Source organism: Streptomyces tamarix (assembly GCF_032423885.1).
GTDB lineage: Bacteria > Actinomycetota > Actinomycetes > Streptomycetales > Streptomycetaceae > Streptomyces > Streptomyces tamarix.
In genome coordinates, this window is record NZ_JAWCTQ010000015.1 from 126,870 (window position 1) to 139,617 (window position 12,748).

Consider the following 12,748-nt stretch of genomic DNA (forward strand, 5'->3'; position numbering starts at 1 on the left):
GCGGTGCCCGCCGACGTGGCGCACCCCGACGCACGTCGGCGGCCGGGCCGCGGCGCGCGGGCCGGCCGGTCACACCGGTCGGCGGGCCACCGGACAGCGGATCACCGGTCGGCGGGTCACCGGGCAGCGGGTCACACCAGTCGGCGGGCCGTCGCCCAGCGGGTCAGCTCGTGCCGGTTCGACAGCTGGAGCTTGCGCAGCACCGCGGAGACGTGCGACTCGACCGTCTTCACTGAGATGAACAGTTGCTTCGCGATCTCCTTGTACGCGTAGCCGCGCGCGATGAGCCGCAGCACCTCCCGCTCGCGCTGGGTGAGCCGGTCCAGGTCCTCGTCGACGGGCGGCGCGTCCGTGGACGCGAACGCGTCCAGCACGAAGCCGGCCAGGCGAGGCGAGAACACGGCGTCGCCCTCCTGCACCCGGAAGATCGAGTCGATCAGGTCGGCACCCGTGATGGTCTTGGTGACGTACCCGCGCGCGCCGCCCCGGATGACGCCGATGACGTCCTCCGCCGCGTCCGACACGGACAGCGCGAGGAACCGCACCGGGTTCTCCGCGGCCGCCGCCAGCGGGGCGCAGCGGCGCAGCACCTCCACCCCGCCGCCGCCCGGCAGGTGCACGTCGAGGAGGACCACCTCGGGCCGGGTCGCGTGGATGACGGTGACCGCCTGGTCCACGTCGGCGGCCTCGCCGACGACCTCCACCCCGGTCTCCTCCGTGCGTCCGATCTCGGCCTGCACGCCGGTGCGGAACATCCGGTGGTCGTCGACGAGCACCACCCGCACCCGGCGCTCCGCCGTCCCCCCGGCCGCCTGCTCGGTCGTCGTCGTCATCCGTCCGCCTCCTCCACCCTGTCCATCTCCAGCTCGACCTCCGTGCCGTCGCCCGGCGCCGACCGCACGCGCGCGGTGCCGCCGTTGCGCCGCATCCGGCCGATGATCGACTCGCGTACGCCCATCCGGTCGGCGGGCACGGAGTCGAGGTCGAACCCGGGGCCCCGGTCCCGTACGGACACGAAGACCGTACGGCCCTCGACCTCCGCGTAGACCTGCACGGCGCCGCCCCCGCCACCGTACTTGGCGGCGTTGACCATCGCCTCGCGCGCGGCCTGCATCTGTGCGGCCAGCCTCTCGTCGAGCGGGCAGTCGCCGACGACCACGACCTCCAGCGGCACCCCGTGCTGGTCCTCGACCTCGGCGGCGGCCTTCCGGACGGCGTCGGCGAGCGTCTCCGGCTCCTCCGCCTCGTCCTTGCCGGTGCCCTCCGGCCGGTACAGCCAGTTCCGCAGCTCCCGTTCCTGGGCGCGGGCGAGACGGCGGACCTCGGCGGCGTCCTCGGCGCTGCGCTGTATCAGCGTCAGCGTGTGCAGCACCGAGTCGTGGACGTGCGCGGCGACCTCGGCGCGCTCCTGCGCGCGGATGCGCATGGTCCGTTCCTCGGACAGGTCCTGCGACATGCGTACGAGCCAGGGTCCCGCGAGCAGCGCCATGCCGGCCAGCACCGCTATCGCCGCCGTCAGCGCCGTGCCCAACTGGGCGGCGGAGCCGCGCACCACCAGGAACACCGTCAGGCCCATGCCGACGAGCGCCACCCCGGCCAGGCCGCGGGCCAACTGGAGCAGCCGCTTGCTGCGGCCCGACCCGGTCCAGCGGGCGCGGCGCGCGTTGTCGACCTGCCGCCACACCAGGACGACGCCGACGCCGACGAGGAGGGTCGGCCACACGTACCGGTTCGCCTCGCCGCCCACGTCGGCCGTGCCGACGAACACGGCCGCGCCGGTCAGCAACGCGACCAGCGCGACGACCTGCCCCTTGTCGGGCTTGCGCAGGCGGCGGCGCCCGTCGCGCGTGGTCTCGAACAGCGGGCGCGGCCCGCTGGAGCGGCCGCCCACGCCGAGCGGCACGGCGATCCAGAACGCCGCGTACAGCAGGACGCCGAGCGGACCGTCCGCGAGGAACAGCCCGAGGAACACGAGCCGCACCCACACCACCGGCAGCCCGAGGTGCCCGGCCAGCCCGCGCGCGACCCCGCCGAGCATCCGCCCGTCGGCGCTGCGGTAGAGCCTGCGCACGGGCGGATCGTCGGTCGTCTCGGGCATGTGGACGGAGGCTGGCATGGACCGATCGTCACACGCCCCGCCCACCGGGACATCAGGGTCGGCCCTGACCCGGACCCTGAAAAGCGGCGGACCGCCCCCGATGCGCCCCGGCACCCCTGGGGGCGGGCCCGCGGAATATCAGGGACCGGCCAGGGTCGTGGCGGGTGCCGTCGCGGGCGGCGGCCGGTCACCATGGTCGTATGACAAGCGCGACGCCCATCTCGTCGGAGGCGCCCGGGACCCCACCGCACCGCCCGCCGCTGCGCCGCACCCCGCGGCAGAAAGTGGTGGCCGGGGTGTGCGGGGGCCTCGGACGGCACTTCGACCTCGACCCGGTGGTGTTCCGGGTCGTGACGGGGGTGCTCGCCGCGGCCGGCGGCATCGGCCTGATCTTCTACGGCTTCGCCTGGCTGTGCGTCACCGCGGACGGCGAGGACGAGAACGAGGTGCGGCGGCTGCTGACCGGCCGGGTCGACGGCGCGTCCCTCGTCGCCGTCCTGATGGCGCTGGTCGGCTGCGGGCTGTTCCTGGCGATGGTGGGAGGCAACGGCGAGACGATCGGCTTCGCGGTCCTGCTCGTGTGCGCGGTCGGCGGCGCGGCCGTCTGGTCGCGGCGCCGGCTCGCCGACGGGCGGGAACCGGCGGCGGCCACCGCGGCGCACCCGGGCGGGCCCGACGCCCCGCCGGAGACGAAGGCGCCGCCCCCACCGGTCGCCCCGTCGTGGTGGCGCGACCCGATCGTCAAGGACGGCTCGACCGGCCCCGTCCCGGTCGGCTACCTGTGGGGTCCGGTCGACGGCCCGCACGCCGGTCTGCGGGAGGACCCGCACCGGGCGTGGGGCGCGGTCCCGGCCGTGCCGCCCCGGGCTCCGGCCGCCCCGCGCGGCCCCCGCTCCCTCGGTGGTCCCGTCCTGCTCCTCGCCGTGGCGGCGGGGTGCGCGGGCACCGCGGCCGCCTGGGGCGGGCACCCCCTCGGGGTGAGCCTCCAGTTCGGGCTCGGGGCCGCGCTCGCCGTGTTCGCCCTCGGCCTGGCCGTCAGCTCGTTCCTGGGCCGCACCGGCTTCGGCACGGTCTTCATGACGGTCGCGACGGCGCTGCTGCTGGCGGGCGCGTCGGCGCTGCCCCCGCAGATCGGCACGGTGTGGACGCGCGCGGAGTGGGCCCCGGCGTCCCTCGCGGACCTACGGCCGCGCTACGCGCTGGACTCGGGTGTCGGCACGCTCGACCTGTCCGCACTGGACGTGCCGCGCGGCCGGACGGTGGAGGTGACCGCCGAGGCCGGCGCGGGCCGCCTCGCCGTCACCGTGCCCGCCGACGTGACCGTCCGGGTCCGCGCGCGGGCGGGCCTCGGGGAGATACGGCTGCCCGACCGGCCCGGCGCGGGCCCCACCGCCGACCGGACGGCTCCGGCGCGGTCCGACGGCCTGGGCGTGGCGGCGGACCGGGAGGTCGTCCGCACCCTCCCGCCGCCCCCGGACGCGGCCCCGGGCGGCACGCTGGACCTGGACCTGCGGATCGCCGTCGGGCAGGTGGAGGTGGCCCGTGCTGCGCCATGAGTTCCACCCCGGCCGGCTGATCGCCGGTGTCACGGGCCTGGTCGTCGCCACCGTGTACGGGGGCGACGCGGCGGGCGCCTGGGACACCCCCTGGTACGCGGCGGTCCCGCTGCTGCTCTGCGGCCTCGTACCGGCAGCGGTGGCAACCCGGGCCGGGCGGCGACGGCACGCCGCGGGGGTCGCGCCGGCGGACGACGCGGGCGCCCCGACCGGTACGGGCGACCACGCCCCCGGGTAGGCCGGTTCGCCACCGGGGGTGGAGAGGGCCCTCCCGGCCCACCACGAGCCACGAGCCACGCGCCACGCGCCACGCGCCACGAGCCACGCGCCACGCGCCACGCGCCCAACGAGAGCAGCGCGCCGCCCGTCCCGGCCGGTCCGCCCCGGGGCACGGAACACGGAACGGGGACCGCGTCGACGGGCGGCTCGGGCACCCCGGCGGACAAGGGTGGCGCCGGGCAGACCGGATAGAAGGCCCTCTGCCGGCCGGCCACCGGCCACGAGCCCGGCGAGAGCAGCGCGCCGCCCGTCCCGCGCGGTCCCCTCCCACCGTGCGCGGCATGGCCGCCGCCCACGGCTCGTTCGCCGCTCCCCGTCGCGCCCGCCCCGAGGCATCAGCCGCCCCGAGACACCGGCAACGGGGGCGGGGCCGCGGGGCGGCCGGCGGCGGGGTGCGCAGGACGACGAAGCCGCCGCCCACGGCTGTGGACGGCGGCTCGCTGACCGGTGTCGGGGTCACTCCGGGCGCCCCCGGCGGTGCGGGGGCTCCGGGGTCACTCCCACTCGATGGTGCCCGGGGGCTTGCTGGTGACGTCGAGGACGACGCGGTTGACGTCCTTCACCTCGTTGGTGATCCGCGTCGAGATGCGCGCCAGCACGTCGTACGGCATGCGCGTCCAGTCCGCGGTCATGGCGTCCTCGGACGAGACCGGGCGCAGCACGATCGGGTGGCCGTACGTACGGCCGTCGCCCTGCACGCCCACCGACCGCACGTCCGCGAGCAGGACGACGGGGCACTGCCAGATCTCGCGGTCCAGGCCGGCCGCGGTCAGCTCCTCGCGGGCGATGGCGTCGGCCTCGCGCAGCAGGTCCAGGCGCTCCTTGGTGACCTCGCCGACGATCCGGATACCGAGGCCGGGGCCCGGGAACGGCTGCCGCTGGACGATCTCCTCCGGCAGGCCGAGCTCCTGGCCGACCATGCGGACCTCGTCCTTGAACAGCTTCCGCAGCGGTTCGATCAGCTTGAACTCGAGGTCCTCGGGGAGGCCGCCCACGTTGTGGTGGGACTTGATGTTGGCCGTGCCCGTGCCGCCGCCGGACTCGACGACGTCCGGGTACAGCGTGCCCTGCACCAGGAACTCGACGGGCTGGTCGCCCGACGCCTCCGCGATGATCTCCGCCTGCGCCTGCTCGAAGACACGGATGAACTCACGACCGATGATCTTGCGCTTCTCCTCGGGGTCGGTGACCCCGGCGAGCGCGGTGAGGAAGCGCTCCTGCGCGTCGACGACCTTCAACTGGACGCCGGTCGCGGCCACGAAGTCCTTCTCGACCTGCTCGGTCTCGCCCTTGCGCATCAGGCCGTGGTCGACGTACACGCAGGTGAGCTGGGAACCGATGGCCCGCTGGACGAGCGCGGCGGCCACGGCGGAGTCGACGCCGCCGGACAGCCCGCAGATGGCCCGCTTGTCGCCGACCTGCTCGCGGATGGCCGCGACCTGCTCCTCGATGACGTTCCCGGTCGTCCAGGACGGCTCGATGCCGGCGCCGCGGTAGAGGAAGTGCTCCAGGATCTGCTGGCCGTGCGTGGAGTGCATCACCTCGGGGTGGTACTGCACGCCGTACAGCTTCTTCTCGTCGTTCTCGAAGGCGGCGACCGGCACGACGTCCGTGGACGCGGTGACGGCGAAGCCGTCGGGCGCGGCGGAGCAGGCGTCGCCGTGCGACATCCACACCGACTGCTCGTCGGGGGTGCCCTCGAACAGCGTCGACCCGCTCCTGCTGACGTGCAGCGGCGTACGGCCGTACTCGCGGGCGCCGGTGTTGTCGACCGTGCCGCCGAGGGTCACCGCCATCAGCTGGAAGCCGTAGCACATGCCGAAGACGGGGACGCCGGCCTCGAAGAGCGCGCGGTCGAGGCGGGGGGCGCCCTCCTCGTACACGGACGAGGGGCCGCCGGAGAGGATGATCGCCCTCGGGTTCCTGGCCAGCATCTCGGCCACCGGCATGGTGGACGGGACGATCTCGCTGTAGACCCGGGCCTCACGGACGCGGCGGGCGATGAGCTGGGCGTACTGCGCGCCGAAATCGACAACGAGGACTACGTCCGGGTTGGTGTCGGGCGAGGCGGCAGCGGGGGTCGCTGATGACACTACGGCGGCCTTCCGGCGGTGGGAGGGGGTCGGTATCAGTCAATTCTACCGGCGTGGCCGACAACCGTTTCGTCTCACCATCCGAACCGGCCGGCGGCCCGGCTGGCCGCGGCGCCGCCCGCGGGTCCATACTTGCGGCCATGCTCACGCACTCGACCTTCGTCTTTACCTATGGCACCGGCTGGTCCGGCTGCCATGGTCGTGCTGCTTGAGCAACTACTGACAAGCGACTTCCCAGGCGCCCCGGGCCGACAAGGCCCGGGGCGCCTGTCGTCGTCCACCGGGCCGTTGTCGCCGCCCCGGGGCCCCGCGAGACACGAGGAGCCCCCGACGATGACCACCACGAACACCCCCACCAGGACGCCCGCAGCGGCCCCCGCCACCCCCGTGCCCACCACAGCCCCCGTGACCGCCATGACCGCCGCGGAGAAGACCGGCGCCCGCACGGACGACGCCGCCCGGGTGATCACGGGCGCGCGGGAGCGCATCGACGCGCTCGACGACCGGATCATCGGCCTCATCCAGGAGCGCATGGCCGTCTCGGCCGTCATCCAGGAGGCCCGCATCGGCTCGGGCGGCCGTCGGGTGAACCTCGCGCGCGAGATGGAGGTGCTGGGCCACTACAGGGACGCCCTGGGCAAGCCGGGTACGGCGCTGGCGATGACGGTGCTGGAGCTGTGCCGGGGCCGCGTCTGAGGTCGGGCGCGCCTCTCACCCGTACGGTGCGTGACCCGGACCACCGTGTGTCGTTGGTCCCAGTGTCCGCGCCAGCGCGTGACTTCGCCGGAGCGTGTGGCGCATCGCGTGTGCGCCGTGGGACCGCGCTCCGGCGTGTGTGACCGGGCGGCAGGGGACAGCAGCCCGGTCACCCCGAGGGGCGGCCGGCTCCGGGGACGCCCGGTGCCGGCCGCCCCCCATGCGTACCGCGCCGGACGGGTCGTACCCGCATCCGCCGCCCTCCGGACCCGCCCCGGGCTTACCGGACCCGCTCCGGGCTCACCGGAGCCACCCCAAGCTCGCCGGACCCGCCGCGGGCCCTCTGGAACCGACCGCCGGCGGCGTGATGCAGGACACATAAAGAACCTGTGAGTCGATGGGCAACCAATCGCCCCCACCGCGGGTCATGTATGCGAAACCCACGGCCACGCCCGTCGCACGCGACGGAGCGGGGGCCCACCAGACTCCGTGCCGTACCCAGCGGTACGCCTCAGACCACGAGGTCTTGACTTGAAGCTTCGCCGCGCCATGGCCGTCGCCGCCGCGACCGCCGTCATCACGCCCGCCGCCTTCCTCGTGGCCCCGGCCGCGTACGCGGCGGGCGTCACGCCGTCGACGACGGAGTCCTCGCCGGCCGCGACCCCGTCCGACGACGAGACGAAGACCGGCGAGCCGGCCCCGTCCGACGACACGAGCGCGTCCGCGTCCCCGACGCCGTCCGCCGACGAGACGGAGACCGAGACGCCGGCCCCGTCCAACAGCGCCAGCACCTCCCCGGCCCCCTCCACCAGCGCGTCCCCCTCCCCGTCCCCCAGCACCACCCCGGGCGAGGACGAGGACGATGAGCTGAAGTACTGCGAGGACATCGACGAGAACTTCGAGGAGAAGGCCCTCGACGCCAAGATCTCCGGCCTGCCCGGCAAGATCGTGGCCGGCAGCGGCTGGGAGGACTTCCGCCTCACCATCACCAACAAGTCGAAGCTCGACCTCAAGGAGGTCGCCTTCTACGCCGTGGTCGAGAACTACGAGGAGGAAGACGAGTCCAAGTGGCTCAGCCAGTACGTCGACCTGCAGTTCAAGGTGCCGAACAGCAACGAGTGGATCGGCATCGGCGACAAGGAGTGGGCCGGCGGCTACTTCTGGGGCGTCGAGACCATGAAGTCGAAGGACTTCGTGGAGATCGACCTCCGCGTCCGCATCGACAAGGCCGCCCCGGCCGGTGACAGCTACGCCCTGGGCAGCGGCGGCTACATCGGTGACGTCAAGGGCCAGGAGTGCATCGCCGAGAACGGCGCGCTGGTCGACTTCGTCGTGCTGAAGCCGGGCTCCTCCGTCGACGACCCGGGCGAGGCCACCCCGGGCGACGGCCAGGGCAAGGACGCCGACAAGCCGGACACCAAGCCGCAGGGTGACATCAAGCAGCTCCCGGTCACCGGCAACCTCGCCGAGACCGGTTCCAGCTCCACGCTGCCGATCATCGGGATCGCCGGTGGCATCGCCGTCGTCGCCGGTGCCGGTGTCGTCTTCGCGCTGAAGCGCCGCCAGAACGGTGCCGCCGCGTAACGGACGCGTCTGAGACAAGGGAGGCGCTGCGCTCGGAGGGGGGCGCAGCGCCTCTCTGCCGTTTCCGCCGCCGGACGGCGACCGCCAGGCCGTGGCGGCGGCCGTCGGGCGGCGATCCGCCCGGGGGCCGGCGAGTGGCCGTCCCGGGCGGCGGCCGTCGGGCGGCGACCGCTCGGGACCGCGTCCGGCACCGGCCGCCCGGGGCCACCGCCGGATGACCGCCACCGGCCAGCAGCCACCCAGGACCACCGCCCAAGACCACCACCAGACGGTCACCACCAGACGGTCACCACCAAGCAGCCGCCCGGCCGCGTCCGCCCAGGACCCGCCACCGGACGGCGACCGCCAGGCCGCGGCCATCGGCGACCGTGAGGCGGCGGCAGCCGTCAGGTACCGGTGCCCGGCGCCGGACGGCGGCCGTGAGGCCGCGGCCATCGGCGGCCACCAGCCATCGAGCAGCGGCAGCAGTCGCCGGGCAGCGGCCGTCAGGCGTCGGGCTTCTTCGGCGGGACCTTCGGCATGCCCAGGAACGGCAGCCGCAGTGCCGCGAAGGCGTCCTGCGGGACGACCGGCGACCCGGGCGCGACGGGCGCCACGCGCGCGTAGGGGGCGCCCTGGGCGGGGCGGGGGTCCGGTTCGCCCTTGTTGGGCCAGAGGGACATGGCGCGCTCCGCCTGCGCGGTGATGGTGAGGGACGGGTTCACCCCGAGGTTCGCCGAGACGGCCGCGCCGTCCACGACGGAGATGCCGGGGTGGCCGTGGAGCCGGTGGTACGGGTCGATGACGCCGTCCCGCGCGGTGGCGCCAATGGCACAGCCGCCCAGGAAGTGGGCGGTGAGCGGGGTGCCCATCAGCTCGCCGACGTTGGAGCCGGCGAAGCCGTTGATCTCCTCGGCGATCAGGGACGCCGCCCGTGTCGCCTCGGGGATCTGCTTGGGGTTCGGGGCGCCGTGGCCCTGGCGGGCGGTGAGCAGGCCCTTGCCGATGCCGCCGGGCTTGCGGTACGTCGTCAGGGAGTTGTCGAGCGACTGCATGACGAGGCCGATGATGGTCCGCTCCGACCAGCGGCGGTTGGACAGGGACCGCAGCGTCTGGACGGGGTGGCGGGCGACGTTGCCGAACCAGGCGGCGACGCGGTTCTTCGCGTACGGGACCTGGAGGATCGACAGGGAGCCCATCGCGTTGGAGCCCTTGCCGTAGCGGACGGGCTCGATGTGGGTGTTCTCGTCGGGGTGGATCGACGACGTGATGGCGACGCCCCGCGTGAAGTCGACCCGGGGCGCGCCGTGCCGCCTGCGGTAGCGGCGGTCGGTGGTCAGGGCGCCGACGAGGGCCTCGGAGTTGGTGCGGGTCAGCTCCCCGAGCCGGTCGGAGAGGCGGGGCAGCAGCCCCTGGTCCTTCATGCGGTGGAGGAGGGTCTGCGTGCCGTACGTGCCGGCCGCGACGACGACGTACCGGGCGCGGTAGGTTCGCGGGACGCCCTTCCTGCGGCGGTCGGTGGGGACGGTGCGCACGAGGTGGCCGCCGTCGCCGTCCTCGGTCACGGCCGTGACGGTGGTCATCGGGTGGATGACGGCGCCGGCCTTCTCCGCGAGGTACAGGTAGTTCTCCGTGAGGCTGTTCTTCGCGCCGTGCCGGCAGCCCGTCATGCACCCGCCGCACTCGGTGCAGGCGCGGCGGGCGGGGCCGGCGCCGCCGAAGTACGGGTCGGGGGCCCGGTCGCCGGGGGCGGCCCTGGTGGTGCCGTCCGCGTCCCGGCCGTCGCCGAAGAAGACCCCGACGGGCGCCAGGTGGAAGGTGTCGCCGACGCCCATGGCCCGCGCGGCCGCCTGGAGGTGGACGTCGGAGGGGGTCGTGGTCGGGTTGAGGCGGACGCCGAGCATGCGCTTGGCCTGGTCGTAGTACGGGGCGAGTTCGTCCTGCCAGTCGGTGATGGACGCCCACTGCCCGTCCTGGAAGAACGCGGGCGGCGGTACGTAGAGGGTGTTGGCGTAGTTGAGGGAGCCGCCGCCGACGCCGGCGCCCGCGAGGACCATGACGTTGCCGAGGAGGTGGACGCGCTGGAGGCCGTACAGGCCGAGCGCGGGGGCCCACAGGTAGTTGCGCAGGTCCCAGGAGGTCTTCGGCAGGGTGGCCGGGGTGAAGCGGCGGCCGGCCTCCAGGACGCCGACGCGGTAGCCCTTCTCGGTGAGGCGGAGCGCCGCGACGGAGCCGCCGAACCCGGAGCCCACGACGACGACGTCGTAGTCGTACGCGGTGTCGTCGAGGGCGTTCCGTGCGGTTTCCGGCTGGCTCTGGGCAGGGGGGACCTCGGACATGGCTCTCCTCGTACCGAAGGGGGTGGGCGGGCGGCGCGCGCCCGCCCGTCGTCAGCGCAGGCGCAGGGCCTTCATCAGCCGCAGGCTGCGGCTCATGAACGCCGCGTACTTCTCGTCGTCCATTCCGAAGGAGGGGGCGAGCGGCATCACGCGCTGCTGGGCGACCGTCTGGGCCTCCGTGTACTTGAGGATGCCCTCCGAGCCGTGCCGGCGGCCCAGGCCCGAGTCCTTCATGCCGCCCATGGGCGCCTGGACGCTGCCGTACGCGGCCCCGTACCCCTCGTTGACGTTCACGGTGCCGGCGCGCAGCCGGGCGGCGACGGCGAGGCCGCGGCGGCCGTCCTTCGTCCAGACGCTGGCGTTGAGGCCGTATGCGGTGGCGTTGGCACGCTCGATCGCCTCGTCCTCGTCGGTGAAGCGGTACACGGAGACGACCGGGCCGAAGGTCTCCTCGGCGCACACCGCCATCGACGCGTCGACGCCTTCGAGAACGGTCGGCTCGTAGAAGAGGGGGCCGATGTCGGGGCGGGGCACGCCGCCCGCGAGGACCCGGGCGCCCTTGGCCACGGCCTCCTCGACGTGCCGGGTGACGGTCTCCAACTGCCGCTCGCCGACGAGGGAGCCCATGTCGGCGCCGTACGCGAGGGACGTGCCGAGCCGCATCGCCCTGGTGCGGGCGACGAACCGCTCCAGGAACGCGTCCGCGACGGACTCGTGGACGTACAGCCGCTCGATGGAGATGCACAGCTGACCGGCGGAGGAGAAGCAGGCGCGGACGGCGCCGGCGGCGGCCTTCTCGACGTCGGCGTCGCGCAGGACCAGCATCGGGTTCTTGCCGCCGAGTTCGAGGGAGACGCCGACGAGCCGGGCCGCCGCGCCCCGGGCGACCTCGCGGCCGGTGCGGGTGGAGCCGGTGAACGACACGTAGTCGGCGTGCTTGACGACCTCGGGGCCGACGACCGGGCCGTCGCCGAGGACGACCTGGAACACCTCGGCGGGCAGCCCCGCCTCGACGAGCAGGTCGCGCGCCCACAGGGCGGTCAGCGCGGTCTCCGTGTCGGGCTTCATGACGACGGCGTTGCCGGCGGCGAACGCGGGCAGCGCGTCGCCGACGGACAGCTCCAGCGGGTAGTTCCACGGCGCGATCTGGCCGACGACGCCGCGCGGTTGGCGCAGCTCGGTCACCTTGGTGAGGACCGGCACGGCGCCGGTGCGCCGCTTCGGGTTCAGGTACGAGGCGGCGCGCACGCCGTAGTGGCGGGCCGCGATCGAGACGGCCTGGACCTCCTCGTGGGCGTGCAGGCGCGCCTTGCCGGTCTCCAACTGGACGAGGTCGAGGACCTCCGCCTGGCGCTCCAGGAGCAGGTCGTGGAAGCGGAGCAGGACGGCGGCGCGGCGGCGGACGGGTACGGCCGCCCAGGCGGTCTGGGCGGCGCGGGCGCGGGCGAACGCCTCCGCCACGTCCTCGGGGGTGGACTCGGGCAGTTCGGCCAGCCGCTCCCCGGTGAACGGGGTGTGGTTGGCGGTCCGTCCGGAGCCGACGACGCCGCGGGTGAGCCGGACGACCACCTCGGGCGTCACCACGTCGGCGGCGGTGCGCGCGCCGGCGGGCGCGGGGGCCACGGGGTTCGCGGGCCCGGGGGCGGGTGCCCCCGGCGACGGGGTGGCCGGCGTGGACGCGGAGGGGGAGGGGGAGCCGGTGGCGTGGGCGGGGGCCTGCGTGTCCGTCATGGGGGCGAGGGTATGCGGATGCGGGCCCTTTGGGTACCCGGCGGTAACAGCTTTTCACCGTGCGCCCACATCACGCCAGCGTTCACTGGCAAATAAGCCCTGATCAGCGCATTGTCAGCAGCAGGGCGACGCCGAGGCCGACCGCGGCGGCGATGGCGGCGACGAGGGCGACGACGAGGGGCGCGGCGGCGGGGCCGGGAGCGGGGCCCCGACGCGGGGGGGTTGCGCCGAGTGCCGCGGCGGGGGGGGGGCGGGTGGCGGGGGGGGGGGGGGGGGGGGGGGGGGGCGCGGGGGGGGGGGGGGGGTGGGGGGGGGGGGGGGGGGGGGGGGGGGGGGGGGGCGGGGGGGGGTGGCCGGGGGGGGGGGGGGGGGGCCCTTCGGCGGGTGGAGGGA

At 74.8% G+C, this 12,748-nt stretch carries 9 protein-coding genes; 4 read left to right on the forward strand and 5 right to left on the reverse strand.

The features are described from left to right. Positions 1 to 131 precede the first annotated feature (131 nt). Together RND61_RS14585 and RND61_RS14590 are read right to left on the reverse strand one after the other, a co-directional pair. Positions 132 to 833, reverse strand: coding sequence for a response regulator transcription factor (locus RND61_RS14585; protein WP_315878357.1), 702 nt, complete (start codon positions 831 to 833; stop codon positions 132 to 134). Continuing rightward, complete coding sequence (locus RND61_RS14590) at positions 830 to 2,116, reverse strand: PspC domain-containing protein (protein ID WP_315878358.1); 1,287 nt, start codon at positions 2,114 to 2,116, stop codon at positions 830 to 832. Before RND61_RS14590 ends, RND61_RS14585 begins: the two co-directional genes overlap by 4 nt. A gap of 182 nt (positions 2,117 to 2,298) precedes the next feature. Here RND61_RS14590 and RND61_RS14595 point away from each other — a divergent pair, with 182 nt between their 5' ends. Then, positions 2,299 to 3,654: a PspC domain-containing protein gene (locus RND61_RS14595; protein ID WP_315878359.1), complete on the forward strand. Its 1,356-nt coding sequence runs from the start codon at positions 2,299 to 2,301 to the stop codon at positions 3,652 to 3,654. Continuing rightward, a complete protein-coding gene (locus RND61_RS14600) occupies positions 3,641 to 3,892 on the forward strand; it encodes a hypothetical protein (protein ID WP_315878360.1) in 252 nt (83 codons plus the stop codon). Before RND61_RS14595 ends, RND61_RS14600 begins: the two co-directional genes overlap by 14 nt. 535 nt (positions 3,893 to 4,427) lie before the next feature. On the opposite strand, the gene guaA is transcribed toward RND61_RS14600, so the two are convergent. After that, positions 4,428 to 6,026: a glutamine-hydrolyzing GMP synthase gene (gene guaA, locus RND61_RS14605; RefSeq protein ID WP_315878361.1), complete on the reverse strand. Its 1,599-nt coding sequence runs from the start codon at positions 6,024 to 6,026 to the stop codon at positions 4,428 to 4,430. Between the two features lie 333 nt (positions 6,027 to 6,359). Between guaA and RND61_RS14610 the strand changes: the two genes are divergently transcribed. Beyond that, positions 6,360 to 6,722 (forward strand): chorismate mutase, encoded by a 363-nt coding sequence (locus tag RND61_RS14610; protein WP_391653462.1) that lies wholly within the window; start codon positions 6,360 to 6,362, stop codon positions 6,720 to 6,722. A 531-nt stretch (positions 6,723 to 7,253) separates the two neighbouring features. Beyond that, positions 7,254 to 8,306, forward strand: coding sequence for an LAETG motif-containing sortase-dependent surface protein (locus RND61_RS14615; RefSeq protein WP_315878362.1), 1,053 nt, complete (start codon positions 7,254 to 7,256; stop codon positions 8,304 to 8,306). Positions 8,307 to 8,791: 485 nt separating this feature from the next. Here RND61_RS14615 and RND61_RS14620 read toward each other — a convergent pair whose 3' ends face one another. Further along, on the reverse strand, positions 8,792 to 10,624 hold the full coding sequence (locus tag RND61_RS14620; RefSeq protein WP_315878363.1) for a GMC family oxidoreductase: 1,833 nt from the start codon (positions 10,622 to 10,624) through the stop codon (positions 8,792 to 8,794). A gap of 51 nt (positions 10,625 to 10,675) precedes the next feature. After that, entirely contained in the window at positions 10,676 to 12,355 is a 1,680-nt protein-coding gene (locus tag RND61_RS14625) for a succinic semialdehyde dehydrogenase (protein WP_315878364.1), read from the reverse strand. Positions 12,356 to 12,748 lie beyond the last annotated feature (393 nt).

Bases quoted from the DNA above. Each gene is read 5' to 3' on its own strand.
- RND61_RS14585 (WP_315878357.1), bottom strand. From the start codon at position 833: ATGACGACGACGACCGAGCAGGCGGCCGGGGGGACGGCGGAGCGCCGG.
- RND61_RS14590 (WP_315878358.1), bottom strand. From the start codon at position 2,116: ATGCCAGCCTCCGTCCACATGCCCGAGACGACCGACGATCCGCCCGTG.
- RND61_RS14595 (WP_315878359.1), top strand. From the start codon at position 2,299: ATGACAAGCGCGACGCCCATCTCGTCGGAGGCGCCCGGGACCCCACCG.
- RND61_RS14610 (WP_391653462.1), top strand. From the start codon at position 6,360: ATGACCACCACGAACACCCCCACCAGGACGCCCGCAGCGGCCCCCGCC.
- RND61_RS14620 (WP_315878363.1), bottom strand. From the start codon at position 10,624: ATGTCCGAGGTCCCCCCTGCCCAGAGCCAGCCGGAAACCGCACGGAAC.
- RND61_RS14625 (WP_315878364.1), bottom strand. From the start codon at position 12,355: ATGACGGACACGCAGGCCCCCGCCCACGCCACCGGCTCCCCCTCCCCC.